A 24,803-nucleotide genomic window follows, 5' to 3' on the forward strand; every position below is an offset into this window, starting at 1 on the left:
CCCAAGCCGTCGCCACCGGAGCCACCACCCGCACCGCAGCCCCCCTCCCCACCCCCGACGACTTCACCAACGTCCCCGGCCTCGGCGTCCAGGGCGTCGTCGAGGGCCACGCGGTCCTCGTGGGCCGTGAGCAGCTGCTGGCCGAGTGGGAGATCCACCTGCCCGTGGAGCTGGGGCGGCGCAAGGCCGAGGCGGAGGCCGCGGGCCGTACCGCGATCGCGGTCGCCTGGGACGGCGAGGCGCGGGCGGTCCTGGAGGTGGCCGACGCGGTGAAGGACACCAGCGCGGAGGCGATCGCGCGCCTGCGCGCGCTCGGTCTCAAGCCGATCCTGCTGACCGGTGACAACCGGGCGGTGGCCGAGGCGGTCGCCGCCGAGGTCGGCATCGACGAGGTGTACGCGGAGGTCATGCCTCAGGACAAGGTCGACGTCGTCAAGCGCCTTCAGGGCGAAGGCCGTTCGGTGGCGATGGTCGGGGACGGCGTGAACGACGCGGCCGCCCTCGCCCAGGCCGATCTGGGCCTCGCCATGGGGACGGGAACGGACGCGGCGATCGAGGCCGGCGACCTGACTCTGGTGCGCGGGGACCTGCGGGCCGCCGCGGACGCGATCCGGCTGTCGCGCCGGACCCTCGGCACCATCCGTACGAACCTGTTCTGGGCCTTCGCCTACAACGTGGCGGCACTGCCGCTGGCCGCGGCGGGTCTGCTGAACCCGATGATCGCGGGCGCGGCGATGGCGTTCTCGTCGGTGTTCGTGGTCGGCAACTCGCTGCGGCTGCGGGGGTTCCGGGCGAAGGCGTAGCGCCCCCGCCCTCCCCCGCGGGCGGCCGGGCTCAGCTCTCCACCGGGAGCCGGGCGTCCGGCCGCCCGCTGCCGCGAGCGAGGCGCTCTTCGAGCCGTGCCCGGCACTGCGGCCATTCGTCCGCCGTGATCGAGAAGATCGCGGAGTCCCGCAGGAGCCCGTCCTCGCCCGGGGCCCACGACCGGGACCAGTTCCTCAGTACGCCCTCGAAGCGCGCGCCCGCCGCTTCGATCGCGGCCCGGGAACGGTTGTTGCGGGCATCCGTCTTCAGGTCGACGCGCGCCACGCCCCACGCCTCGAACGCATGGCGGAACAGCAGGTACTTGGCCTCGGCGTTGATCCCCGAGCCCTGGGCGGAGGCGGCGAGCCAGGTGAAGCCGACCTCGACCGCGCTCAGCGTGTTCTCGTCCAGCCAGTGGCGGGGCTCCCAGTACGCCGTGACGCCGACCGCGCGGCCGGACGCCCGGTCGATCTGCGCGTACGGGAACAGCCTCCCGGTGGCGGTGCGGGCGAACTGGGATGCGAAGTACTCCTCGACCTCGTGGGCGCGGGGTACCCACGTGAACCGGTACGAACTCCGGTCCTCTTCCGCGGCGACCGCCAGATCCTCCGCATGCCGGCGCTCCAGCGGCTCCAGGCGCACGCGCGTGCCCTCCAGAACCGGTCCTTGCAGCGCGAAAGCCATCGCTCGTCCATTCAGTCGCCGTACGGAACGTCCTGGGCAGCCTCCCAGAGACCACGCGGCCCTGTCGTGCGATTTCGGCCGGGCCGAGGGTGCGGCAACGGGGCCTGTGGGCAGCGGCGTTGTCAGTGGCCGTGCCTACCATCGGAGCCATGACGACATGGCTGCACGACACGTTTCCCGGCCACGAGGTGAACCTCGCCTTCGCCCGGGGCCTGCCCGCCGACGCCTTCTTCGAGGGGCTGCGGGAGCAGAACCGCGAGCCGCTCGCCCGGGGCGAGGCGGACGGCTGGGCGTGGGCCGTGCACGACATGATCAACGAGGACGACGACACCGACTACGAAGAGGTCGACTACGGACGGCTCTGCCCGCAGGGGGCGGAAGTGGTCGTCTTCGTGACCGAGCCGTGCAGCGCGAAGGCGCACGGCCCCCACTTCGCGTACTACCGCGACGGGCGCACGACGCTCTTCTTCAGCTTCGAGGACTTCCGGCAGCAGCGGGTGGGCGACAACCCGGACTATCTGTCGGCCGAGCTGTTCGCGGCGGGCGTGATAGGCCCGGCGGCGGAGTGCGGGGAGTGGAGGGACGGCATACACGACTGCTACGACCACGAGGACACCGACGAGCTGCGACTGGTGCGGACGATCGGCGACGCCTTCGGCCTGCCCTCCCCGCCGCTGGCCGCACTGCCGCGCGACCCTTCTCCGCCCGCCGCGCCGCCCGTCGCCACGGAGCCGGTGGGCGCGGTGGGCGAGACAGGCCCGGCCGTCGCCCCGGGGACGTACGCCGTGCACGCCCGTGGCATCGATGTGACCGAGCTGGCCGCCGCGTGTGCGGACGCCGGGTATCCGGCCCGTACGCAGGGCGAGTCGGGCGGCTGGGCCTGGGTGACGTGGGACGCGGCGGCGGTGCGCGGCGGAGAGGTCTCCCAGCTGGCGGGCTTTCTCACCGGATTCCGCTACGACGAGCGCTTCGGCGGGCCGGACCGGGTCGAGACGGTCTTCCTGTCGGGTACGCCCGCATGCGCCTGCCCGAACGGGCGGAACTACAGCATCCAGCACTGCGAGGACCACCCGTTCCAGTTCCTGAACAGCCTGGGCGGGTTCGGGCGGACGTACTTCAACGTCGGCCGGGGCCGGGAGACGCAGCGCCACGGAGACCTGCTGGTGGGGGAACTGCTGGACGCCGGGATCGTCGGCCGGGAGACCCCGGCGTACGAAGCCGACCCCGGCTTCAACGCCGACGGCGCCGTCACGATGCGGATCATCGCCGACCACTTCGGTCTGCCCGCCACGGCCTGACCGCCACGGCTCACCTCCCGGCGCGCACGAACCGCACGACCGTTCCCGCCACGGCCTGCGCGGCCACCGCCAGCGCCGCTTCGGGGACGACGCCCACCACCGGGTAACCGCCCGTCGTCGGATGGTCGTTGAGGAACACCACCGGGCACCCGTCCGGCGGGATCTGGACCGCGCCGAGCACCATGCCCTCGCTGGGCAGTTCGCCGGTACGGGCACGCTCCAGCGGCGGGCCCTCGGTGCGCAGGCCGATGCGGTTGCTCTGCGCGGAGACGCGGTACGCCGAGGCGGTGAGCGTACGGAGAGCGGCGGGCGTGAACCAGGTGTGGCGGGGGCCGAGGTGCACCGGCAGCACGAGCACGTCGGGGACGCCCGGCCACGGCACCGTGTCGACGGGCGGCGCACCGGCCGGCGGGGGCGGCCCGAGCGGCAGGACGTCCCCGTCGCGCAGGGGTGCCGGGCCCAGCCCGGAGAGCAGGTCGGCGGATCTGCTGCCCAGCACCGGCTCCGGTGTCACGCCGCCCGCGAACGCCAGGTAGCCGCGCAGCCCGTGCACCGCGGGCCCCGCGTCCAGCACCGCACCCGCCGGCACGTGCACCGCGGCGCCCCACGCCACCGGCCGCCCGTCCACCGTCACCCGGCACGGCGCACCGCCGACGACCGCGCGCACCGCGCGGTCCGGGCGGACGGCGCAGCCGGTGGCGGTCGTCTCCAGGACGGCCGCGGTGACCGGGTTGCCGACGAGCCGATTGGCGAGTGCGGCGGCGGGTGCGTCGAGGGCGCCCGCCCGTCCGACGCCCAGGTGTGCGAGTCCGGCGCGGCCCTCGTCCTGCACGGTGGTCAGGGCCCCGGCGCGGACGACCTCGACGGACGCCGTCATCGCGCCGCCTCCACGAAGCGCACCCGGGCGCCCGGCCCCAGCAGGGCGGCCGGTTCGCGGTGCGGGTCCCACAGGGGGCCGGGGTCGGGCATCCGGCCGATGAGCTGCCAGCCGCCGGGGGACGGGCGCGGGTACACCCCGGTGTACGGACCGGCCAGCGCGACCGCGCCCGCCGGGACCCGGGTGCGCGGCGTCGCCCGGCGGGGCAGGTGGAGGTGGTCCGGCAGGCCGGTCAGGTAGCCGAAGCCGGGCGCGAACCCGCAGAAGGCGACCCGGAATGCGGTGCCGGCGTGGATGCGGGCCACCTCGTCGACGGCCACGCCCCAGGCCTCGGCCACGTGGGCGAGATCCGGTCCGTCGTAGAGGACGGGGAGCTCCACCGCTTCGCCGGCGTCCCGTTGCGGGGGCGGTACGGGCCAGGTCCGCAGCTCCCGGGCGAGGGCGGCCGCGCCCCGTGCGATGCCGTCGAGCAGCACCGTCCGCTCTCCGGGCACGATCTCGCGCACGTCCGGCAGTTCACCCGCCGCGCGGCGCCGCAGCACCTCGGCGTGGAAGGCCTGCGTCTCCTGTCGGCCGTCCAGTTCGACCAGCAGCGCGCGCGGTCCCGCCGGCAGCACGACGAGCGGCGGACCGGTGGGCCGTTCCGCACTCATGCGAACGCCCGGACCGCGACGCCCGCCTCTTCCAGCGCGGCCCGCACCCGCCGGGCGAGCGCGGCGGCCCCCGGGGTGTCGCCGTGGACGCACAGGGAGCGGGCGGCGACGGGTATCCGGCCGCCGTCGGCCCCGGTCACGCACCGGTCCACCGCGAAGCCCACGCTGCGGCGTACGACCTCGTCCGCGTCGTGCACCACCGCGCCCGGTTCCCCGCGCGGCACGAGCGTGCCCTGCGGGGTGTACGCGCGGTCGGCGAACGCCTCCTCGACGGCGGTCAGTCCGGCCTGTGCGGCCCGCACGAGGAGCCGGGAGCCGGGCAGTCCGAGGACGGCCGGGTCCCCGCCCGCCAGCCGGACTCCCTCGATCACCGCGGCGGCCTGCTCGTCGTCCCGGACGGTGCGGTTGTAGAGGGCGCCGTGCGGTTTGACGTACGAGACGCGAGACCCGGCCGCCTCGGCGAACACCCGCAACGCACCGATCTGGTACGCGACTTCGGCGGCCAGTTCGGCGGGCGGTACGTCCATGGCGCGGCGGCCGAAGCCCGCCAGGTCGCGGTAGGAGACCTGCGCGCCGATCCGTACACCCCGGGCGGCCGCCGAGTCGCAGACCCGACGCATCACGGAGGCGTCGCCCGCGTGGAAGCCGCACGCCACATTGGCGCTGGTCACGCAGGCGAGGAGCGCCTCGTCGTCGGTGAGCGTCCAGCGCCCGAAGCCCTCCCCCAGATCCGCGTTGAGGTCCATCACCGCGACGGGCCCCGCACCGTCCGCCGACGCGGGTCCGGCCGACGGCACGGGTCCGGCCGACACAGCCGGCCTGTCCGGCCTGCCCGTCCGTTCCGGACCACCCGGCCTGTCCGGCCTGCCCGTCCGTTCCGGACCACCCGGTCCGTCCGTCCTGCCCGTCCGGTCCGGACCACTCAGCCCGTACGGTCCGTCCGTCCTGCCCGGTCCGTTCGTCAGGTTCGTCAGATTCGTCACGGCCGCACGGTAGCGCCCGTACCGGCCGGGCGGGTCCGTCGCCCTCGGGCGAGGCGGAGTACGTGCGCCCCGGGCGCGCTCCCACGCGCACCGCCTCCGGTGCCATTCGAAGTTACGCACGAATGTGATTCACTCAACTACCCTGAGTATCAAGAGTGTTGGCAGATCCCTGACCCCCTTGTGGAGCCATCATGTCCCTGCTCGACCTGGCCGCCCAGCTTGCCCCTCACTTCTCCTTCTTCGCCGGCCGCATGGTCGACGGGGTGATGCAGAGCGCCGTGGAGCGGGTTGCCGACCGGAGCGTGGCAGCGGGCGAGGGCGTCTTCCGGAGCCTCGTCGCCCGGGGCGGGCCGGACACCGACGACGAGGCGGCTCTCACCACGGCGGACGCCGCCGAACTGGACCGGCTGCTCGACCAGCTGACCGACGGGGAACGGGCCCGGCTCGCGGCGGCGCTGGCCACGTGGCTGAACGGACCACCCGACCGCCAGGGCCTTGAGGAGCTGGTACGCACTCCGGATCCCGCGCCCGGCCCCTCGGTCCGGGTCGAGTCCCGGGGCAACCACAACACCGTGATCGGCAGCGTCGGCACCTTCAACCAGCACCTGAGAGACGACCGGTCGTGAGTCAGGACCCAGAGAGCCGGGGCCAGTTCTCCAACCAGTCGATCGGCGCCAACAACACGGTGGTCGGACGGGCCGACACCCTTCTCCAGATCTTCATCCAGCGGGCCTCCTTCGTGACAGGCTGGCTGTTCCTGGTCCTCGCTGTCGCCCTCGCCGGCTACGCCATCTGGAACTGGCCCGGCGGATCGCGCGGCCAGTACGTCGCCTTCTTCGCCTTCCTGCTGCTCGCCTTCCTGGCCTCCGTCATCCACATCACCCTGCGCCGGCCCGAACGCGGCCGGGCGTCCGGGGCTCAGGAGCGAGGCTCCAAGGACGGCTCGGGTCTCCGGCTTCCGGACCTGCTCCTCGTCGCCTCGCTCATCTTCTCCCTGATCAGCTGGTGGGCGTTCGAGGACGTCGCCCGGACCGGCGAGGTGGGGGCGACGATCCAGGTCCGCGGGACCCAGCCGTTGACCTCCGCCCCGGACAGCGTGCTCACCCTGACGCTGGCCGCGCCGGACCGTGCCGACCGGCGTGACCGGCTGCGGCTCACGCTGGAGATCGGGGAGGACGACCCGGACGCACCGGCCTGCTCCCACAAGACGAGAGTCCTGCTCACCGCGCTCACCGACGGCGTCACCCCGCGCCGGTCCGACCTGCCCGCCCGTTCCATCACCGATTTCGATCTCGCCGACCGGGCCGGCGTGACCTTCGAGCTGCGGGTACGGACCGCCGAGGGCTGCACCCTGCGGCTGGTGGACCGGCAGGGCGTCCTGCACGACGACTGACGACACATCACGGACGGAGTGAGGTATCAGATGGCAGCAGCAGCTCGGCGCCGATGGGCGGCCCTCACCGCAGCGGCCCTCCTGTACGTGACCGGTTGCACGTCCGACCCCCCGTCGATCCTGGGGAACGACACGGAGGTGGGAGCCAAGAGCGACCAGCCGGGCACGAGCTTCTCCCCGCACGACGGCGAGTACAACGGCTTCGACATCGCCGTCGTCGGAACACTCATGAACATGCTCGGCTACGAGACCCCGCGGTTCAGCGGTGTGCTGTCCAAGAACCGGGCCCAGCTGCTGCACGACGGAGACGTGCAACTGGTGGCCGCGACCTACTCGATCACCCCGACCCGGATGGCGCCCAAGGAAAAGGGCGGCGACGACCTCGACTTCGTCGGCCCGTACGCCTCCACCCACCAGGGCTTCCTCGTCCGTGCGAACGACCGGAGCATCCGCACCCTGGCCGATCTCTACGGCAAGGTGGTCTGCGTCTGGAAGGGCACGACCTCCGCCAACGAGCTCAGCAAGGCGGCGTACGACAAGATCGTCAAGCGCACCGAGGAGGACGCCGGCTACTGCGTGAACGCGCTCAAGGAGAAGGAGGTCGACGCGGTCTCCACGGACATGCTGATCCTCTACGGCTTCATGCAGGCCAACCCCTCGCTCAAGGTCGTACCCGGCATCAAGTTCGGGGAGCCCAACGACTACGGCATCGCCATGGCCAAGGGGCACCGCAAGGACTGTGTCCGGCTCCGCGACAAGCTCACGGAGTACGTGCGCCAGGCGACCTCCTGGGAACGCGATTTCCAGAACAGCCTCCCCGCCGTCCCCAAGGCGGTCCGTGACGAGGCCAAACCCGCCGAGAGCGACATCCAGGCCCTGTCCTGCGTCGACGAGCCGGGCGCGGCCACCGCCGACTGACCGGCACCGGCGCGCCGGGTCCCTCTACAGTCGCCCTATGACCGACAGCGTCCAGAGTCTCCGCAACCGCTGGCAGGAAACCCTCGTCGCCGCCCGGCGCGGCGACGAGGGCCCCGACGCGCTGCCGTACGCCGACAACCTGCTGGACCGGTGGGCCGAGCCCCAGCGGCGCTACCACACCACCGCCCACCTGACGGCGGTGCTCGACCACGTCGACACGCTCGCCGGTCACGCCGCGGACGCGGACGCGGTCCGGCTGGCGGCCTGGTTCCACGACGCGGTCTACCGGCCCGACCGTTCCGAGAACGAGGAGCGCAGCGCCGTCCTCGCCGAGCGCGCCCTGCCCGAGGCGGGTGTGCCCGCCGCGACCACCGCCGAGGTCGCCCGCCTGGTCCGGCTCACCGTCTCGCACGACCCGGCCGACGGCGACACCAACGGCGAGGTCCTGTGCGACGCGGACCTCGCGATCCTCGCGGCACCGCCCAGGGAGTACGCGCAGTACGCGGCCCGGGTGCGCGAGGAGTACGCCTTCGTCCCGGACGAGGCGTTCCGGGAGGGCCGGGCGGCGGTGCTGCGGCAGCTTCTGGAACTGCCGCGGCTGTTCCGTACCCCGCACGGGGCGGCCGAGTGGGAGGCGCGGGCCCGGCACAACCTGGGCACGGAGCTGGAGCTGCTCGCCCGCTGAGCGCGTATGCGCGCGTCCGTACACGCGTACAGCACGTACACGGACCGGAACCGGACCGGCGGACAGGCAGGCCGACGGACGGATCAGCGGGCGCGCGAACCGGCGGGCGGGGAATGCCACGGACCATTTCGCTGTTGGCACCTGTCATGCCCGACTCTGCCACTCGCCGCTCCCGTATGCCCCTGGCCGTATACATCCTCGGACTCTCGGTCTTCGCCCTCGGCACGAGCGAGTTCATGCTCTCCGGGCTGCTGCCGCCCATCGCCGATGACATGAACGTGTCGATCCCACGCGCCGGGCTTCTCATATCCGCGTTCGCGATCGGCATGGTGATCGGCGCCCCCCTGCTCGCCGTGGCCACGCTCCGGCTGCCGCGCCGCACCACGCTCATCGCCCTGATCTCCGTCTTCGGCCTCGGCCAGGTCGCGGGTGCGCTCGCGCCGACGTACGAGGTGCTCTTCGCGTCCCGCGTGGTCAGCGCGCTCGCATGCGCCGGGTTCTGGGCGGTCGGCGCCGCCGTCGCCATCGCGATGGTGCCGGTGAACTCCCGGGCCCGCGCGATGGCCGTGATGATCGGCGGGCTGTCCATCGCGAACGTGCTGGGGGTGCCGCTGGGCGCCTTCCTGGGCGAGAACCTGGGCTGGCGGTCGGCGTTCTGGGCGGTCGGGGCGGCCTCCGCCGTGGCGCTGGCCGGAGTGGCGACGATGATCCCCCGTATCCCGCTGCCGGACGAGAAGCCGCAGCTCAAGCGGGAACTGGCGATCTACCGCGACCGGCAGGTGTGGCTCTCCATCGTGCTCACCGCGCTCGCGGCGGGCGGGGTGTTCTGCGCGTTCAGCTATCTGGCGCCGCTGCTGACGGATGTCGCCGGGCTGGACTCGGGCTGGGTGCCGACCGTGCTCGCGCTCTTCGGGGTGGGCGCACTGGTCGGTACGACGATCGGCGGCCGGGTCGCGGACGCGCACCTCTTCGGGGTGCTGCTGAGCGGTATCGCGGCGTCGACGGTGTTCCTGGCCGCGCTGGCGCTGTTCGCGTCGAACCAGGCCGCCGTGATCGTGCTCTCGTTCCTGCTGGGCCTGTCGGCGTTCTACACGGCTCCGGCGCTCAACGCCCGCATGTTCAACGTCGCGGGCGCCGCCCCGACCCTGGCGGGCGCGACGACCACCGCCGCGTTCAACCTGGGCAACACGGGCGGCCCCTGGCTGGGCGGCACGGTGATCGACCTGGACTTCGGTTTCGAGGCCACCGCGTGGGCGGGTGCCGCGATGACCGTGCTGGCGCTGGTGACGGTGGTCGTCTCGCTGCGGTTGCAGCGCAGCCGCGCTTCCTCGTCCCTGCGGGTGGCAGGCGCCCCGGCCGCGGCGTCGCGGGACGCGGCGCGGCATCCGGCACCGCACGACGCGCAGGACCCGTCGCAGGTGTGCGCGCCCTCGTCGGCCGGCTGAGCGGACTCAGCGGGGCGCGGGCCGGCCCTTCGGGCGGCGCAGGCCCGCCTCCGTGATCCGGCGGACCAGTTCCTTGGAACCGATCTGCCGGGCACCGGCCCGGACCGCGTCCTCGTACCGGGCTTCGGGTACGTCGTAGTGGTCGCGTTCGAAGGCGCGGGGCGGGCAGCCGATGGCGGCGGCGAAGGCGTGGAGCTCCTCGAAGGAAACATCGCTGACCAGGTGCGACCAGAGCCGCCCGTGCCCCGGCCAGTCCGGCGGGTCGATGTAGACGGTCACGGGCGCAGTATCCCGGTCAGCGCGCCGACCGGGGCGACGGCCACGGCGGCCTTGGTGCAGACCCAGTGCGGGTCCGGGCCGAGCTCCGGCTCGACGTCGAGGGCGTGCGGGTCGCCCGCGTCGCAGACCGGGCACAGCGGCCAGCGGCCGTACTCCTCAAGCAGCGCGTCCTGGACGTCCTGGGCGACGAGGCCGACGACGAACTCCGCACCCTCCGGCCACTGCTCGACCCACCAGCGCCGGTGCGTCACCGCGTCCTCGACCATCGAGACGATCTGCGCCTCGGCGACGTCTCCGGCGGCGAGGTCGGCCATGACGAGTGCGCGGGCGGTGTGCAGCGCCTGCTCCAGGGGGTTCGGCTCCATGCACCCATTGTCCACCTGCGCCCACCACTCCCCTTGCGCGTTCCGCCGAAGCCTGCCGGGGGCCGGGACCCGCTCATCGGAAGCTCGGACCGGTTCCGCCAGAGGTCGGGACCAAAGGGGGGTTGACGGACACCGGGGTTGAAAATATCTTTCAAAGGTGACCAATGACCTGAAGGAAAGTTTCAGCGCCGATTCGCCGCCCGCCCCGGCAGCCCTCGCGGCCAAGGTGCGGACGCTCGCGCCGTCCATGACCCGCTCCATGCAGCGGGTCGCCGAGGCCGTCGCCGGCGACCCGGCCGGCTGCGCTGCCCTGACGGTCACCGGTCTCGCCGAGCTCACCGGCACCAGCGAGGCGACCGTGGTCCGCACCGCCCGCCTCCTCGGCTATCCCGGCTACCGCGACCTGCGCCTCGCGCTGGCCGGTCTCGCCGCCCACCAGCAGTCCGGCCGGGCGCCCGCCGTCACCGCGGACATAGCGGTCGACGACCCGATCGCCGACGTGGTCGCCAAGCTGGCCTACGACGAGCAGCAGACCCTCGCCGACACCGCCGCCGGGCTCGACACCGTGCAGCTCGGTGCCGTCGTGTCCGCGGCCGCCACCGCCCGCCGGATCGACATCTACGGCGTGGGCGCCTCCTCGCTCGTGGGTCAGGACCTGGCCCAGAAGCTGGCCCGTATCGGCCTGATCGCCCACGCCAACATGGACCCGCACCTCGCGGTGACCAACGCCGTGCAGCTGCGCTCCGGCGACGTGGCCATCGCGATCACCCACTCCGGCTCGACGGGCGACGTCATCGAGCCGCTGCGCGTCGCCTTCGACCGCGGCGCGACGACGGTCGCGATCACCGGCCGCCCCGACGGCCCGGTCACGCAGTACGCCGACCACGTACTGACCACGTCCACCGCCCGCGAGAGCGAGCTGCGCCCGGCCGCCATGTCGAGCCGCACGAGCCAGCTCCTGGTCGTGGACTGCCTCTTCATAGGAGTCGCGCAGCGTACGTACGAGACGGCGGCCCCGGCCCTGGCCGCCTCCTACGAGGCGCTGGCCCACCGCCACAACCCCCGCACCACCCGCTGACCAGCGGCAGACGCCCGCACCCGCACCCGCAGAACCGTACGAGTTCAAGAAAGCAGAGCCGCTCTCCATGACCTCCCTCACCGACGCCGACGCCACCACCCCCGACGGATACGGCGAACTGCGCGCCCAGCTCGCCACCCTCACCACCGAGGCGTTCCGCCCCGAGCTCGCCGAGATCGACCAGCTGGCCACCTCGGAAATCGCCCGGATCATGAACGGCGAGGACCGGACCGTCCCCGCCGCGGTCGCCGAGCGGCTGCCCGAGATCTCCGCCGCGATCGACGCCACCGCGGCGCGCATGGCGCGCGGCGGCCGGCTGATCTACGCGGGCGCGGGCACCGCGGGCCGGCTCGGCGTGCTGGACGCCAGCGAATGCCCGCCCACCTTCAACACCGACCCCGCCGATGTGATCGGCCTGATCGCGGGCGGCCCGTCCGCCATGGTCACCGCCGTCGAGGGCGCCGAGGACAGCAAGGAGCTGGCCGCCGCCGACCTCGACGCACTGGACCTCACCGCCGACGACACCGTGGTCGGCATCTCCGCCTCCGGCCGTACGCCGTACGCGATCGGGGCCGTGGAGCACGCCCGCGCCAAGGGCGCCCTGACCCTCGGCCTGTCCTGCAACGCGGACTCCGCGCTGGGCGCCGCCGCCGAGCACCCGCTCGAAGTCGTCGTCGGCCCCGAGCTGCTCACCGGCTCCACCCGTCTCAAGGCGGGCACGGCGCAGAAGCTCGTCCTCAACATGCTCTCGACGATCACGATGATCCGGCTCGGCAAGACGTACGGAAACCTCATGGTCGACGTCCGCGCCTCCAACGAGAAGCTGCGCGCCCGTTCCCGGCGGATCGTCTCGCTGGCGACCGGCGCCTCCGACCAGGAGATCGAGGCCGCGCTGGCCGCCACCGACGGTGAGGTGAAGAACGCCATCCTCACCATCCTCGGCCAGGTCGACGGCCCCACGGCCGCCACCCTGCTCTCCGCCTCGGACGGCCACCTCCGCGCCGCGCTCGCCGCGGCCCCCCGTACCACCTGACCCCCCGCTCCACCTCCGCTCCCCCGCACAGCAAGGCACCACGCACCATGGCTACAGAAGACAAGAACCGCGCCACTGCCGCCGCGATCCTTCCGCTCGTCGGTGGCGCCGCGAACGTCAGCTCCGTTGTCCACTGCATGACCCGGCTCCGGCTCGGTCTGCACGATCGTTCGCTCGTCCAGGACGAGGCACTGAAGGCTGTGCCCGCCGTCATGGGCGTGGTCGAGGACGACACGTACCAGATCGTTCTCGGTCCCGGTACGGTCGCCCGCGTCACCCCGGAGTTCGAGAAGCTCGTCGAGGAGGGCAGGGCCGCGGCCCCCGCCCCGGCCTCCGCCACCCCGCTCACCGCGGAGGAACTGGCCGCGCAGGGCGCGGAGATGAGGGCGGCCCGGAAGGCGAAGAACGCCACGCCGTTCAAGCTGTTCCTGCGCCGGATCGCCAACATCTTCGTACCGCTGATCCCGGCCCTGATCGGCTGCGGCATCATCGCGGGCCTCAACGGCCTGCTGGTCAACCTCGGCTGGCTGACGTCGGTCACCCCCGCCCTGGCGGCGATGGCGTCCGGCTTCATGGCACTGATCGCGGTCTTCGTCGGCTACAACACGGCGAAGGAGTTCGGCGGCACGCCGATCCTCGGCGGTGCGGTCGCGGCCATCATCGTCTTCCCGGGCGTCGCGAACATCGAGGCGTTCGGCCAGAAGCTCTCCCCCGGACAGGGCGGTGTGCTCGGCGCCCTGGGCGCGGCGGTGCTCGCGGTGTACGTGGAGAAGTGGTGCCGCCGCTGGGTGCCGGAGGCGCTGGACGTCCTGGTCACCCCGACCCTGACGGTCCTGATCTCCGGCCTGGTGACGATCTTCGGTCTGATGTACGTGGCGGGTGAGGTCTCCACCGCGATCGGTACGTTCGCCGACTGGCTGCTCTCCAACGGCGGCGCGGGCGCGGGTCTCGTCCTCGGCGGCTTCTTCCTCCCGCTGGTCATGCTGGGCCTGCACCAGGCGCTGATCCCGATTCACACCACGCTGATCGAGCAGCAGGGCTACACGGTCCTGCTCCCGATCCTCGCCATGGCCGGGGCCGGCCAGGTCGGCGCGGCCATCGCGGTCTTCTTCCGCCTCCCGCGCAACGAGTCGATCCGCCGCACGATCAAGTCCGCCCTGCCCGCGGGCTTCCTCGGTGTCGGCGAGCCGCTGATCTACGGTGTCTCGCTGCCGCTGGGCCGCCCGTTCATCACGGCGTGCGTGGGCGGCGCGTTCGGCGGCGCGTTCATCGGCTTCTTCAACCAGCTCGGCGACGCGGTGGGCTCCACCGCGATCGGCCCCTCCGGCTGGGCGCTGTTCCCGCTGCTGGACGGCAACCACGGCCTGGGCGCCACGATCGCGATCTACGCGGGCGGTCTGGTCGTCGGCTACCTGGCGGGCTTCGTCGCCACGTACTTCTTCGGCTTCAGCAAGGACCTGCTCGCGGAGTTCAACGTCTCCCAGGAACCGGCCGCCTCGACCGTCGCGGCCACCGGGCCGGCGACAGTCGGCGCCGGGCCCGAGACTCCCGCGAAGGAACCTGCGGGGGTCTGACGGACCACATAACAGCGGAAACGGCGGCACCCCTGCGGGGTGCCGCCGTTTCCGCTGTCCGCCTCAGACCGGAAAGGCGTCCGTGGCCAGCGTGACATCGAAGGGCGCCGGCATGACGAGGGGCTTGCCGAACGGCACGGGGTCGGAGCGCTTGTACGTACCGTCCTCGTTGGGCTCCGTGAACAGCGTGGCCATCGCCCCGCGCGTGTCGAACCGGTCGATCAGCAGGTACACCGGCACCCCGGCGCGGGCGTAGGCGCGGTACTTCTTGGTGCGGTCGTCGCGGGCGTTGCCCTTCGAGGTGATCTCGACGACGAGGAGTGCCTCGGAGACATCAACCGGATCGCTGCTCTCGGAGTCGGCGGCATCGATCAACTCGGCCGGCATGACCACGAGGTCGGGAACGTACAACTTGTCGAGGGGTGCCACGTGCACGCCCAGGGTCTGATAGATCTCCAGCTCTTCGGGCAGATTCGCGTAGAGACGGCGCTGGACCTTGGCGGCAATCCCGTTGTGATGCGCATGAGGCGGCGGTACCAAGACGATCTGCCCTTCGTCGATCTCGGCGCGCCACCCCTCGGGCACGTCCAGTTCCTGCCAGGTGCGCAGCAGGTAGTCCCAAGGGCGGTCTTCAGAGTCCTGCTGGTGCTCGACCATCGCGGCGGTCATCGCGGGTCCCTTCTTCTGAAGCCTGTCCAGGGAACATAGATCGACGGTTCAGCGGCTCGGGGCCGCTTGCCTCAGCGTCCCACGATCGTGTGGGCGGCGCACCGAACACCGCGCTCTGTTCACCGGCCGGCCGACGCAGGCTCGGCGGACCGGCTGACCGCCCCCACCGTGACGAGGGCGATCCCCCCGCAGCACACCGCCAGCAACAGCAGCTCGGCGGCGGACGGAGCCGACGCACTGCCCAGGGCCCAGTCGCCGAGCCGGACGGTGAAGGGCACCGCCAGCTGCACCGCGGCCGTGAAGACCGGGCCGCGGAGCAGAATCAGCCGGTGCTGGACGAGGTACGCGGGCGCGTAGACCGCGGCGCCCAGCAGCACGATGCCGCCCGTCGCGGCCGGGGTGGGCGGATGCGCGAGGAGTCCGGGCAGGGACATCGGGAGCAGCAGACAGGTGGCGGCTGCGAGGAGCACCGGCAGCACGGCGAGCGGCGGCAGCCCGGACAGCCGGTCCCGGTAGAGGAATCCGTACACCGCGAAAGCGACCGTCGCCGCCGCCACCAGCAGCAGTCCCCCCGCGTCCAGGTCCCCGGCGTCGGCCCCCAGCGCCGCGTATCCGGCGGCCGCCGCGCAGGCGAGGAACGCCCCCGCCGCCTTGCGCGGTCCGGACCGCTCGCCGAAGAACAGCGCACCGACGGCCACCGAGGCACAGGGCATCAGCGCGACGACGAGGTTGGTGAGCGAGGTCCCGATCCGCGGGATGGCGAGCAGGGTGCCGGCCGCGTATCCGGCGAAGCCGAGGAGGCCCAGCAGCCACACGGTCCCCGGCCGCGCGGCGGCCCGCCTCAGATCGGCCCGGCCGCTCGCGGACGACGCGGCGACGGCGGTCAGCACCAGACAGCACACGGCGGTCCGGCCCACGGCCACGGTCAGCGGTTCCGTACCGGTGACGAGAGCCCCGGAGAGCAGCCAGGTCCCGGCGAGCAGCAGGACGAGCACGACGGGCATCGGCGGCCTTTCCGTGCGGAGGGACGTGGGAAGCGAGCGCGCGAAGGGACTCGGGGAAGGGTTCCGCGGAGGGACTCGGGAAGCGGCTCAGGGAAGGAGCTCGCCGGGACGGGGTACGGAGATCAGCGGCCGGCCGGAGCCTGTTCCCTGACCAGCTCGACCAGCGCCGCGTGCGTCTCCCGGTCCGCCGCCGCGATCAGTCCGCCCGCTCCGGTGTGCAGCGGCTGGCCGTGGATGCCGGTCACCACGCAGCCGGCCGCTTCGCAGAGCGCGATCCCGGCGGCGAAGTGGACGCTGTCGCGCAGATCCCCGTCGGTGAGGTACGCGGCCCTGCGGCCGGCGGCGACCCAGGCCACGGCCAGCGTGGTGGAGACGACGCGCGGCCGGAACCGCTCGGCGAACCCCGGGGCGGCCAGGAGGCTGACCGCTCTGAAGTCCGGTGCGTTGGGGAACGGGGCATCGAGGTTGACGTCGACCAGCCGGGACCCCGGCGAGGGCGACAGCTCCTCGTCCACGCCGTCCCCGCGGACGCGGGCGGACCTGCCGTCGGTCCAGAACACCTCGCCGCTGAACGGGTCGGCGGAAGCGGCCGCCGTGGTGCGGGACCCCACCCGCAGGGCGACGTTCACCGCGACCAGCATGTTCTGCACGGCGTAGTTCAGCGTCCCGCACAGCGGATCGACCAGCCACCGGCGCTCCGCACCCGCCGCTCCGCTCTGTCCGCTCTCCTCGCCGGTCACGGCGTCATCGGGGCGGGCGGTCCGCAGCACGTCGAGGATGGCCTTCTCCGCCGCGAGGTCGGCGGCCGTCGCGAAGTCACCGCCGGACTTCTCCACGCGGGACAGCGACGTCCCGTACATGTCGCGGACCACCGCCGCGCCCGCTTGGGCCGCCCCGAGGGCCAGTTGCGCATCGCTTGCCGTGCTCATGCTGATCATGCACGCAGGCTATCGGCGGCCCTCCCCGGCACCGCACGGGGCCGCCGCTCCCCCACGTCAGGACGAGCGGCCGCCGAACTGCCAGCGGTGCACCTCGACTCCGGCGTAGCGGCCCTGGGTCAGGACGGCGCGTGCCGCGTCCGCGTCCGGAGCCCGGACCAACGCCGCCGTGCCCAGCCAGGTGGCCCCGTCGTCGGACAGCAGCGGCCCGTACGCGATCAGCTCGTCCCGGCCCGGCGGAACCTCCAGGTCGACGGCGCGCCCGTCCCCGACGCCGAGGCCCAGCACCAGATAGCGGTTGCCGTCGGTCGGGCCACCGGGGAATTCCCACATGGTGCGGCCCAGCGCGTTGCGCCAGCGCCGCAGCAGGACGTCGCGGTAGACACCGGCCTGGTAACCGGGTTCGTCGAAGGCGAACGCGCGGGCAGCGGCCGGATCGGGGACGTCGACGATGTGCACGCTGCCGGTGGCCGTGTCGCCGACGAGGGTCGGCCCCCGGGCGATCATCTCCTTCGCGTACCCGTCCATGTAGGACCAGTGCTCTTCCAGCAGTTCGTCACGCAGCGCCATGGAACCCGGCCGGTCGCGGTGGTAGCAGAGAAACTCCATGCGCGAAGAATCCCTTCCGTACGCGGCCAGGTCGAGCGGGTTTCCGCGATATCACCGCGGCAGCTGCCCCTGTCGGTTGATCTCCGTGACCCGCGCCCGCAGAGCGAGACCGGGCGGGGCCGGCCGGACGGCGTCGGGCGGACAGTCCCACTCCGCGCCGCCTCCGGGGGGCCTCAGCTGCACATACGGGCCGACCCACCCCATGACCCGGCCCACCCGGCCGTCGCGCACATCGACGGCGAACGTCCCCCGATCCGGCACGGAGGTCTCCGGGCCGCAGCCGCCCTCACCTGCCATGTCAGGCCGCCTTCCCGCACAGCGGCCTGTTCCGCTCCTTCATCTCCATGATCCATTCATTCCACGCTGAGTAACCGAAATGCATACTCAGCGTGTCAATCTTCCGCGGGCCCGAAATCAGCACATGTCACGCACTTCATGCACCGAACCGGAGCACGCCCCGCCGCGCCGCACGCAGCCGGTCACGCCAGGCGCTCTGCCGCCGCGCGACAGCCCACCCCTCCACGGGTATCACCATGCGAGACCAAATGTCCCACCCCTCAAGACGATTGATAGCGTCCAGGCTTCGCGTGACCAGCCGGGTCACCGAGCGGAAGGTTGAGCCGGATGCCCAAGACCGTCATCCACGTGTTCCACGACGACGACGCCTCGATCACCACCGGGACCCGCGTGGCCCAGCGCATCCAGGAGGTCGCCGCCGAGCACGACACCACCGTCGAGGTTCTGTGCTTCGGCCCGGCCCAGCGCCTCCTCGCCGACGCGGCCCGCTCCGAAGCGAGCGCGGTCTTCAACCGGCAGGTCGACGAGCTGATAGCCGAGGGCGTGACCGTGGGCGCCTGCGTCAACGCGGCCCGCGCGGACGGGACCGAGGCCGGGCTCGCCGGGCGCGGGCTGCGCCTGCGGGTGGCCCGGGACGAGTTCCTGCGCTTCACCCTCGAAGGCGCCACCGTCATTTCCTTCTGAGGCGCCACGTCCGCGTCCGCGCAACACGGCCGCCTCCGCCCGACGCACCACCGTCAACTCCGCCCGACGCGCCACGACAGCCTCCGCCCCCTCCGCCCCACGGGCACCCGGACGAAGCCGGGCCCGGGGCTCGTGCCCCGGGCCCGGCTTCGTCCGACACCGCGCCCGCGTCAGCCGCCGACGTACGCCGCCAGGTGCTCGCCCGTGAGGGTGGAGCGGGCGTCGACGAGGTCCGCGGGCGTGCCCTCGAAGACGACCTTTCCGCCGTCGTGACCGGCACCCGGTCCGAGGTCGATGATCCAGTCGGCGTGCGCCATCACGGCCTGGTGGTGCTCGACGACGATGACGGACTTGCCGGAGTCGACGAGCCGGTCGAGCAGGCCCAGCAGTTGCTCGACATCGGCGAGGTGAAGTCCGGTGGTCGGCTCGTCGAGGACGTAGACGCCGCCCTTGTCGCCCATGTGGGTGGCCAGCTTGAGGCGTTGGCGCTCGCCGCCGGACAGCGTGGTGAGCGGCTGCCCGAGGCTGAGGTAGCCGAGGCCGACGTCGGCGAGCCGGTCGAGGATGCGGTGCGCGGCCGGCAGATGCGCCTCGCCCGCGCCGAAGAACTCCTCCGCCTCGGCCACCGACATCGCGAGGACCTCGCTGATGTCACGGCCGCCGAGCTTGTACTCCAGCACCGCCGGCTGGAACCGCTTGCCCTCGCAGTCCTCGCAGGGCGTGGCGACCCCGGCCATCATCGCCAGGTCCATGTAGATGACGCCGGCTCCGTTGCAGGTGGGGCAGGCGCCCTCGGAGTTGGCGCTGAACAGCGCCGGCTTCACGCCGTTCTCCTTGGCGAACGCCTTGCGGATCGGCTCCAGGAGGCCGGTGTACGTCGCCGGGTTGCTGCGCCGCGAACCGCGGATCGGGCTCTGGTCGATCGACACCACGCCCTCGCCCGCCGGGATCGATCCGTGCACGAGCGAGCTCTTGCCGGAGCCCGCGACACCCGTGACGACGACGAGGACCCCGAGCGGGACGTCGACGTCGACCTTCCGCAGGTTGTTCGCCGTGGCGCCGCGGATCTCCATCGCGCCGGTGGCCTCGCGCACCGTCTCCTTGACGGCGGCCCGGTCGTCGAAGTGCCGGCCGGTGATCGTGTCGCTCGCCCGCAGCCCCTCGACGCCGCCCTCGAAGCAGATGGTGCCGCCGCCCGTACCGGCACCGGGGCCGAGGTCGACGACATGGTCGGCGATGACGATCGTCTCCGGCTTGTGTTCGACGACGAGCACCGTGTTGCCCTTGTCGCGCAGCCGCAGCAGCAACTTGTTCATCCGCTCGATGTCGTGCGGGTGCAGGCCGATCGTGGGCTCGTCGAAGACGTAGGTGACGTCGGTGAGGGAGGAGCCCAGGTGCCGGATCATCTTGACGCGCTGTGCCTCACCGCCCGACAGCGTGCCCGCGGGCCGGTCCAGCGAGAGGTAACCGAGGCCGATCTCCACGAACGAGTCGAGGGTCTGCTGGAGCGCGTCGAGCAGCGGCGCCACCGACGGCTCCTCGATCCCGCGCACCCACTCGGCGAGGTCCCTGATCTCCATCGCGCACGCGTCGGCGATGCTGATCCGCTTGATCTTCGAGGAGCGGGCGCCCTCGCTCAGCCGCGTGCCGTCGCACTCCGGGCAGGTGGTGAAGGTGACCGCACGCTCCACGAACGCCCGGATGTGCGGCTGCATCGCCTCCTTGTCCTTGGACAGGAAGGACTTCTGGATCTTGGGGATCAGCCCCTCATAGGTGAGGTTGACGCCGTTGACCTTGACCTTGACCGGTTCCCCGTAGAGGAAGTCCCGCAGTTCCTTCTTGGTGTACTTGCGGATCGGCTTGTCCGGGTCGACGAAGCCGGACTGGGCGTAGACCTGCACGGTCCACTGGCTGTCCGACTTCCAGCCGGGGATGGTGAACGCGCCCTCGGAGAGCGACTTGCTGTCGTCGTAGAGCTGGCTGAGGTCGATGTCGGAGACCGAGCCCCGGCCCTCGCACCGCGTGCACATCCCGCCGGTGCGGTGGAAGGTCGCCTTCTCCGCCTTCGTCCTACTGCCGCGCTCGACCGTGATCGCGCCGGTGGCCCGGACCGAGGCGGTGTTGAAGGAGTACGCGCTGGGCGGGCCGATGTGCGGCTTGCCGAGCCGGCTGAACAGGATGCGGAGCATCGCGTTGGCGTCGGTCGCCGTGCCGACCGTGGAGCGGGGGTCGGAGCCCATCCGCTGCTGGTCGACGCTGATGGCCGTGGTCAGCCCTTCGAGTACGTCGACCTCGGGCCGCGCCAGCGTGGGCATGAAGCCCTGCACGAAGGCGCTGTACGTCTCGTTGATCAGCCGCTGAGACTCCGCGGCGATGGTGCCGAACACGAGCGAGCTCTTGCCCGATCCGGAGACACCGGTGAACACCGTCAGCCGGCGCTTCGGGATCTCGACGCTGACGTCCTTGAGGTTGTTCACGCGTGCACCGTGCACACGGATCAGATCGTGGCTGTCGCCCACGTGCGGCGCGGCCGATGCCGTGTCCGCCCTCTTGGCCCTGCTCATCGTGTCTCCATCTGTTGGCGGGACCCGCTCGTGCGGTCCCGTCGGTGTCGTACGGGTCACGGTGGTGCGGTCGGGCGCCGGCTCAGCGCCGTTCCTGGATACGGATCAGGTTGCCGGCGGGATCGCGGACGGCGAAGTCGCGTACGCCGTAGGGCTGCTCGGTCGGCTCCTGAACGATCTCGGCGGTGCCGGCCTGCACCTTCTCGAACGTGGCGTCGAGGTCGGCCGTGTCCAGGAGGACGCGGGCGAAGGTGCCCTTGGCCATCATCGCGACGACGGTGGCGCGCTCCTCGTCGGTGACGGAGGGATCGGCGTACGGCGGCTCCAGCACGAGGGACGTGCCGGGCTGACCGGCGGGGCCGACCGTGATCCAGCGCATCGCGCCCTGGCCGACGTCGCCCCGTACCTCGAAGCCGAGCACGTCGCGGTAGAAGGCCAGCGAGGCGTCCGGGTCGTCGTGCGGAAGGAAGCTGGAGTGAAGGTTGATGTCCATGTCCTTCACGCTAATCCGGCTTCTTGACCGGCGCTTCTCGATTCCTGACCGGTCGTGTCACCTGCTTCTCCACACACGACGGCACCCCGCCCCCGGCCTGCTCGGCCCGCTCGGCCTGCTCCGCCTCGCGCCGGTAGACGCTGGGCGGGACCCCGACCAGTTCGGTGAAGCGACTGCTGAAGGTGCCCAGCGACGAGCAGCCGACCTCGAAGCAGATCTCGGTGACGCTGAGGTCACCGCGCCGCAGCAGGGCCATGGCCCGTTCGATGCGCCGCGTCATGAGGTAGCCGTACGGGGGCTCGCCGTAGGCGCGCCGGAACTCCCGGCTGAGATGCCCGGCCGACATGTGCACACCTCGCGCGAGCGCCTCGACGTCCAGCGGCTGCGCGTACTCCCTGTCTATGCGGTCCCGGACGCGGCGCAGCCGCGCGAGATCGCTGAGGTGCTGAGCAGGATCGGTTCTGCTGGTCACCCGTGGAATCGTGCCACGCCGGGCGGGCGGATGTCCGGTGTTCAGGCGTCACCCCCCTGCCCCGGGCGCCGGGCACCGGCACAGATGTGGCTGGGGAGGCGGCCAGGACAGCGAAACGATATCGCTTGACCCGCGTACGCGATATCGTTTGTGGAGGCATGACCAACAGGACGCGGTCAGCAGGCCGGGCAGCAGGAAGGTGGCGGACATGGCCAGGACAGTCATCGATCTCGACGAGGCCATGGTGGCCGAGGCCATGCGCATATTCGGCACGAAGACCAAAGCCCAGGCGGTGCGCCTCGCCATGGAGGACGCGGTCAAGCGTCATCTGCGGCAGGAGGGCTTCGACGCCATGGATGCCGGCGAGCTCGACTTCAGCGAGATCGTCGAGACCACCGGCCCCCGCAACGCCGACGGAAGCCTCAAGCGCGACGGGGGCCGGGCCGCCTGATGCAGGACCGCTTCCTGATCGACAAGTCCGCGCTCGCGCGCTGGACGAAGCCTGCGGTCAAGCAGGCCCTCAAGCCGCTGCACGAGCGCTACCTGCTCGCCGTCTGCCCGCCCACCGAGTACGAGATGATCCACTCCGCCCGGGACAGCTCCGAAGCGACCCGGATCCGCACCTGGCTCCACGCCTTCGACTATCTGCACATGACGGACGACATCTTCACCCGCGCGCTGGAGGTCCAGCGCCACGCCCTCCATGCGGGCTTCCACCGCGCGCTGTCGCTCCCGGACCTGCTGATCGCCGCGACGGCGGAGCTGAACCGGCTGACGGTCCTTCACTACGACGGCGACTTCGACATGATCACCTCCGTCACCGGCCAGCCCTCGCAGTGGGTTGTCCCCCCGGGCAGCGCCGACCGGTGAACGCCCGGTCCCCGTCCCCTGCCGCGGCATTCCGCGACCGGGGGCGAGACCGTCAGGGAGTGGTCACCACGTTCCCGGCGCCGGCGGCGGGACGACCGGCGGGCGGTCGTCGCAGGTGATCGTGTTCGGCAGCAGCCAGGGGGCGAGCCAGTCGCCGCCGTTGCCGCCCAGGTCCGCGAGGGAGAACTCCGAACCCGTTGCGGGGAAGTTGAACGAGCCGCAGTTGTTGACGCCGACCGCGCCCACGTTGCGCGCGTCCACGTTCTCGAAGCTCGCCCCGCCCGCCGCGCGGGCGCTCAGCACCGAGGTGCCCGTCCCGTCGACCCGGATGTCCTTGAAGTGGACCCCCTCGATGCCGTACTGGTCCTTCACGCCCCAGTCGGAGACGAGCATGATCGCGTTGTAGGTGCTGTCGAGGTAGTGATCACCGGTGACCCGGATGTCGGCGGCGTCGATGCTCCTGTCCAGGGCGAAGATCCAGAGCGCGCCGAGACCGATGTTCCAGTTCAGCTCGTACGTACCGGCGCGGACCGTCGTGTTGTCCGTGAGGTTCAGTTTCCCGGCGAACGGTTCGGAGCCGAAGCGGGAGCCGATGTGCAGGGCGCTGCCCTCGCGGACCGGGTCGGCGATCAGGTTGTCCGCGACGGTGTTGTCGGTGCCGCCGTAGATCGCGATGCCGTTGGCGAGGACCGGGGTCTGAACGGTGTTGTGGTCGAAGGTGTTGCGGGCGTTCGCGGTCTTCTCGGACCACATGGCGAGGCCGTCGTCGCCGGAGTTGCGTACGAAGGTCTGCGTCACCCGTGAATCGGTCACGCCGGTATGGAAGTTGATGGCGTCGGCGATCTGGTCGACGATGACGTTGTCGCTGATCCGCAGGTTCTGCATCGGCCCGTCGAACCACATGCCGACCTTGGTGTGGCTGATGTGCAGGCCCTCGATCGTCGAGTCGCTCATCGCGCCGCCGATGGCGTTGACCTGGTCGGTGTCGATGCGTTCCCGTACGTCGCCCTCGATGGCGAAGCCGGAGAGGTGGACGTTGCGGCTGCCGCCGTCGGCCGCGTCCTTGCCGTAGAAGCCGACGCCGGTGTGGGTCGAGCCGTCCGGCGCCGGGGCGGCGAGCGCGGTCTCCCGGCCCTTGATCTTCGTGTACCAGTTGCCCGCGCCGGTGATCGTGACGTCGTCGACGACGATGTGCCGGTCGACCCGGTACGTGCCCGGCGGGATGTACACCTTGAGGTGGGCGCGCCTGGCGAAGGCGATGGCCTTCTCGATCGCGGTCGCCGCGTCGCGCCGGCCGGTCGGATCCGCCCCGAAGGCAAGGACGTTGGCGGCGAGGAGTTCGACGTGCGGACGGCCGACGAGCTCCGAGTCCAACAGGTCGACCGTCGTCGACGCGGCCCGGCTCCCGGCCGGGACGGTCAGCCGTACGGTGTCGCCCGCGCGGTACGTCCGGCCGAGCAGGAGCCGCTGCTCGTCGTAGAAGTGGCTGGGCCGGAAGGGCTTCGCGACGACCGGCGCCGGGGTCGTGGCCGCGGGCACGCAAGAGCACTCGGTGATCCACCAGTCGGGGTGGAGCAGCCCGGCGCCCGGGTCGTTGGAGAACGGGTACTGGTTGTACAGCCAGGAGTACTGCGAGGTCAGCGTCATCGTGGAGCGCTTCGTGCCGTTCACCGCGACGTCCAGCGGCGCCGTGATCCCGCCGCCGCCCGGCGCGTCCGGAATGCTGTAGCGCACGGTGATCGCGTTGGCCGCCGAAGGCAGCGTGAACTCGACGTGCTCGCCCGGGGCGAGTGAGACCGCCTTACGGCCGGACGCCTCGGCCGGGAGCGTGTACGCGGTGCGGTCCGGGCCGATGACCCTCCCGTTCGTCACCGCGTTCTCCGCCTCCTGCTCGGCGAACGCCACCTTCGCTCCCCGTCCCGCGACGAGGGCCGGGTCGAGGGCGGCCCGGGTGACGACGGGCGCCGGGGCGGCGGCCGGACGGGCCCCCGCAGGCGTACCGGCCAGCACGCCGAGGCCGAGCGCGGCCACGGTCAATGAGGAAACGGTGGCCGCGTACACGCCTGTGGGGCGTCGCGGTCTTCGTGCCCGCGATCCGAAACCGGTGGTCTTCCGTGACATCGCAGGCCCGTTT

The 24,803-nt window shown here is 72.0% G+C and carries 28 protein-coding genes; 13 read left to right on the plus strand and 15 right to left on the minus strand.

Annotation, left to right across the window (positions count from 1 at the left end):
* Positions 1 to 803: heavy metal translocating P-type ATPase (locus ACGFZA_RS34720; RefSeq protein ID WP_393684432.1), on the plus strand; the 803-nt coding region annotated here is incomplete at its 5' end.
* 31 nt (positions 804 to 834) lie between these two features.
* Here the strand turns inward: ACGFZA_RS34720 and ACGFZA_RS34725 are convergent.
* The gene (locus tag ACGFZA_RS34725; protein ID WP_393684434.1) at positions 835 to 1,488 is read right to left on the minus strand and encodes a GNAT family N-acetyltransferase; all 654 of its coding nucleotides are present in this window, start codon (positions 1,486 to 1,488) and stop codon (positions 835 to 837) included.
* A 149-nt stretch (positions 1,489 to 1,637) separates the two neighbouring features.
* Between ACGFZA_RS34725 and ACGFZA_RS34730 the strand changes: the two genes are divergently transcribed.
* Positions 1,638 to 2,786 (plus strand): hypothetical protein, encoded by a 1,149-nt coding sequence (locus ACGFZA_RS34730; RefSeq protein ID WP_393684436.1) that lies wholly within the window; start codon positions 1,638 to 1,640, stop codon positions 2,784 to 2,786.
* A 10-nt stretch (positions 2,787 to 2,796) separates the two neighbouring features.
* On the opposite strand, the gene ACGFZA_RS34735 is transcribed toward ACGFZA_RS34730, so the two are convergent.
* Genes ACGFZA_RS34735 through ACGFZA_RS34745 form a run of 3 tightly spaced genes read right to left on the minus strand, consistent with a single transcriptional unit; the run spans position 2,797 to position 5,062 of the window.
* Positions 2,797 to 3,663, minus strand: a complete 867-nt coding sequence (locus tag ACGFZA_RS34735; protein ID WP_393684438.1) for a biotin-dependent carboxyltransferase family protein — start codon at positions 3,661 to 3,663, stop codon at positions 2,797 to 2,799.
* A complete protein-coding gene (locus ACGFZA_RS34740; RefSeq protein WP_393684440.1) occupies positions 3,660 to 4,316 on the minus strand; it encodes an allophanate hydrolase subunit 1 in 657 nt (218 codons plus the stop codon). The genes ACGFZA_RS34735 and ACGFZA_RS34740 overlap by 4 nt, the downstream gene beginning before the upstream one ends.
* A complete protein-coding gene (locus tag ACGFZA_RS34745) occupies positions 4,313 to 5,062 on the minus strand; it encodes a LamB/YcsF family protein (protein ID WP_385288182.1) in 750 nt (249 codons plus the stop codon). The genes ACGFZA_RS34740 and ACGFZA_RS34745 overlap by 4 nt, the downstream gene beginning before the upstream one ends.
* Positions 5,063 to 5,490: 428 nt before the next feature.
* Here ACGFZA_RS34745 and ACGFZA_RS34750 point away from each other — a divergent pair, with 428 nt between their 5' ends.
* The 5 genes from ACGFZA_RS34750 (at position 5,491) to ACGFZA_RS34770 (ending at position 9,740) form a co-directional block, all read left to right on the plus strand.
* Entirely contained in the window at positions 5,491 to 5,925 is a 435-nt protein-coding gene (locus ACGFZA_RS34750) for a hypothetical protein (protein WP_385288155.1), read from the plus strand.
* On the plus strand, positions 5,922 to 6,692 hold the full coding sequence (locus ACGFZA_RS34755) for a hypothetical protein (protein ID WP_393684442.1): 771 nt from the start codon (positions 5,922 to 5,924) through the stop codon (positions 6,690 to 6,692). The genes ACGFZA_RS34750 and ACGFZA_RS34755 overlap by 4 nt, the downstream gene beginning before the upstream one ends.
* A 30-nt stretch (positions 6,693 to 6,722) precedes the next feature.
* The gene (locus ACGFZA_RS34760; protein WP_385288150.1) at positions 6,723 to 7,610 is read left to right on the plus strand and encodes a transporter substrate-binding domain-containing protein; all 888 of its coding nucleotides are present in this window, start codon (positions 6,723 to 6,725) and stop codon (positions 7,608 to 7,610) included.
* A 37-nt stretch (positions 7,611 to 7,647) separates the two neighbouring features.
* Positions 7,648 to 8,295 carry a hypothetical protein gene (locus tag ACGFZA_RS34765; protein ID WP_385288147.1) on the plus strand — a complete coding sequence of 216 codons (648 nt, stop codon included), beginning with the start codon at positions 7,648 to 7,650 and terminating at the stop codon, positions 8,293 to 8,295.
* 176 nt (positions 8,296 to 8,471) lie between these two features.
* Positions 8,472 to 9,740 (plus strand): Cmx/CmrA family chloramphenicol efflux MFS transporter, encoded by a 1,269-nt coding sequence (locus ACGFZA_RS34770; RefSeq protein ID WP_385288145.1) that lies wholly within the window; start codon positions 8,472 to 8,474, stop codon positions 9,738 to 9,740.
* A 6-nt stretch (positions 9,741 to 9,746) separates the two neighbouring features.
* Here ACGFZA_RS34770 and ACGFZA_RS34775 read toward each other — a convergent pair whose 3' ends face one another.
* Positions 9,747 to 10,019, minus strand: coding sequence for a DUF4031 domain-containing protein (locus ACGFZA_RS34775; RefSeq protein WP_385288142.1), 273 nt, complete (start codon positions 10,017 to 10,019; stop codon positions 9,747 to 9,749).
* On the minus strand, positions 10,016 to 10,384 hold the full coding sequence (locus ACGFZA_RS34780) for a hypothetical protein (protein WP_326737818.1): 369 nt from the start codon (positions 10,382 to 10,384) through the stop codon (positions 10,016 to 10,018). Before ACGFZA_RS34780 ends, ACGFZA_RS34775 begins: the two co-directional genes overlap by 4 nt.
* A gap of 157 nt (positions 10,385 to 10,541) precedes the next feature.
* Between ACGFZA_RS34780 and ACGFZA_RS34785 the strand changes: the two genes are divergently transcribed.
* The 3 genes from ACGFZA_RS34785 to ACGFZA_RS34795 all read left to right on the plus strand — a co-directional run bounded on the left by ACGFZA_RS34785 (position 10,542) and on the right by ACGFZA_RS34795 (position 14,069).
* Entirely contained in the window at positions 10,542 to 11,462 is a 921-nt protein-coding gene (locus tag ACGFZA_RS34785) for a MurR/RpiR family transcriptional regulator (protein WP_385288140.1), read from the plus strand.
* A 67-nt stretch (positions 11,463 to 11,529) separates the two neighbouring features.
* Positions 11,530 to 12,495, plus strand: a complete 966-nt coding sequence (murQ, locus tag ACGFZA_RS34790) for an N-acetylmuramic acid 6-phosphate etherase (protein WP_385288139.1) — start codon at positions 11,530 to 11,532, stop codon at positions 12,493 to 12,495.
* Between the two features lie 47 nt (positions 12,496 to 12,542).
* Complete coding sequence (locus ACGFZA_RS34795; protein ID WP_393684446.1) at positions 12,543 to 14,069, plus strand: PTS transporter subunit EIIC; 1,527 nt, start codon at positions 12,543 to 12,545, stop codon at positions 14,067 to 14,069.
* A gap of 63 nt (positions 14,070 to 14,132) precedes the next feature.
* Here the strand turns inward: ACGFZA_RS34795 and ACGFZA_RS34800 are convergent, their stop codons facing one another.
* The 5 genes from ACGFZA_RS34800 to ACGFZA_RS34820 all read right to left on the minus strand — a co-directional run bounded on the left by ACGFZA_RS34800 (position 14,133) and on the right by ACGFZA_RS34820 (position 17,586).
* Positions 14,133 to 14,738: a Uma2 family endonuclease gene (locus ACGFZA_RS34800; protein WP_385283426.1), complete on the minus strand. Its 606-nt coding sequence runs from the start codon at positions 14,736 to 14,738 to the stop codon at positions 14,133 to 14,135.
* Positions 14,739 to 14,857: 119 nt separating this feature from the next.
* The gene (locus tag ACGFZA_RS34805; protein ID WP_393684448.1) at positions 14,858 to 15,742 is read right to left on the minus strand and encodes an EamA family transporter; all 885 of its coding nucleotides are present in this window, start codon (positions 15,740 to 15,742) and stop codon (positions 14,858 to 14,860) included.
* 122 nt (positions 15,743 to 15,864) lie between these two features.
* Positions 15,865 to 16,680, minus strand: coding sequence for an inositol monophosphatase family protein (locus ACGFZA_RS34810; RefSeq protein ID WP_393684450.1), 816 nt, complete (start codon positions 16,678 to 16,680; stop codon positions 15,865 to 15,867).
* A gap of 57 nt (positions 16,681 to 16,737) precedes the next feature.
* Positions 16,738 to 17,289: a YciI family protein gene (locus ACGFZA_RS34815; protein WP_393684452.1), complete on the minus strand. Its 552-nt coding sequence runs from the start codon at positions 17,287 to 17,289 to the stop codon at positions 16,738 to 16,740.
* 51 nt (positions 17,290 to 17,340) lie between these two features.
* Positions 17,341 to 17,586 carry a hypothetical protein gene (locus tag ACGFZA_RS34820; RefSeq protein WP_385283437.1) on the minus strand — a complete coding sequence of 82 codons (246 nt, stop codon included), beginning with the start codon at positions 17,584 to 17,586 and terminating at the stop codon, positions 17,341 to 17,343.
* Between the two features lie 327 nt (positions 17,587 to 17,913).
* Between ACGFZA_RS34820 and ACGFZA_RS34825 the strand changes: the two genes are divergently transcribed.
* Positions 17,914 to 18,270, plus strand: coding sequence for a hypothetical protein (locus ACGFZA_RS34825; RefSeq protein ID WP_385283440.1), 357 nt, complete (start codon positions 17,914 to 17,916; stop codon positions 18,268 to 18,270).
* A gap of 170 nt (positions 18,271 to 18,440) precedes the next feature.
* Here ACGFZA_RS34825 and ACGFZA_RS34830 read toward each other — a convergent pair whose 3' ends face one another.
* The 3 genes from ACGFZA_RS34830 to ACGFZA_RS34840 all read right to left on the minus strand — a co-directional run bounded on the left by ACGFZA_RS34830 (position 18,441) and on the right by ACGFZA_RS34840 (position 21,799).
* Positions 18,441 to 20,834 carry an ATP-binding cassette domain-containing protein gene (locus tag ACGFZA_RS34830; RefSeq protein WP_393684455.1) on the minus strand — a complete coding sequence of 798 codons (2,394 nt, stop codon included), beginning with the start codon at positions 20,832 to 20,834 and terminating at the stop codon, positions 18,441 to 18,443.
* A gap of 82 nt (positions 20,835 to 20,916) precedes the next feature.
* Positions 20,917 to 21,327, minus strand: a complete 411-nt coding sequence (locus ACGFZA_RS34835; RefSeq protein WP_385283446.1) for a VOC family protein — start codon at positions 21,325 to 21,327, stop codon at positions 20,917 to 20,919.
* Between the two features lie 10 nt (positions 21,328 to 21,337).
* Positions 21,338 to 21,799, minus strand: a complete 462-nt coding sequence (locus tag ACGFZA_RS34840) for a helix-turn-helix transcriptional regulator (protein ID WP_385283451.1) — start codon at positions 21,797 to 21,799, stop codon at positions 21,338 to 21,340.
* A gap of 208 nt (positions 21,800 to 22,007) precedes the next feature.
* Between ACGFZA_RS34840 and ACGFZA_RS34845 the strand changes: the two genes are divergently transcribed.
* Together ACGFZA_RS34845 and ACGFZA_RS34850 are read left to right on the plus strand one after the other, a co-directional pair.
* Positions 22,008 to 22,250, plus strand: coding sequence for a type II toxin-antitoxin system VapB family antitoxin (locus tag ACGFZA_RS34845; protein ID WP_393684458.1), 243 nt, complete (start codon positions 22,008 to 22,010; stop codon positions 22,248 to 22,250).
* Positions 22,250 to 22,669, plus strand: a complete 420-nt coding sequence (locus tag ACGFZA_RS34850; RefSeq protein WP_393684460.1) for a PIN domain nuclease — start codon at positions 22,250 to 22,252, stop codon at positions 22,667 to 22,669. The genes ACGFZA_RS34845 and ACGFZA_RS34850 overlap by 1 nt, the downstream gene beginning before the upstream one ends.
* A 63-nt stretch (positions 22,670 to 22,732) precedes the next feature.
* On the opposite strand, the gene ACGFZA_RS34855 is transcribed toward ACGFZA_RS34850, so the two are convergent.
* A complete protein-coding gene (locus tag ACGFZA_RS34855) occupies positions 22,733 to 24,790 on the minus strand; it encodes a glycosyl hydrolase family 28-related protein (RefSeq protein ID WP_393684462.1) in 2,058 nt (685 codons plus the stop codon).
* Between the last annotated feature and the right edge of the window lie 13 nt (positions 24,791 to 24,803).

The organism is Streptomyces sp. NPDC048211, assembly GCF_043202315.1.
Classification (GTDB): domain Bacteria; phylum Actinomycetota; class Actinomycetes; order Streptomycetales; family Streptomycetaceae; genus Streptomyces.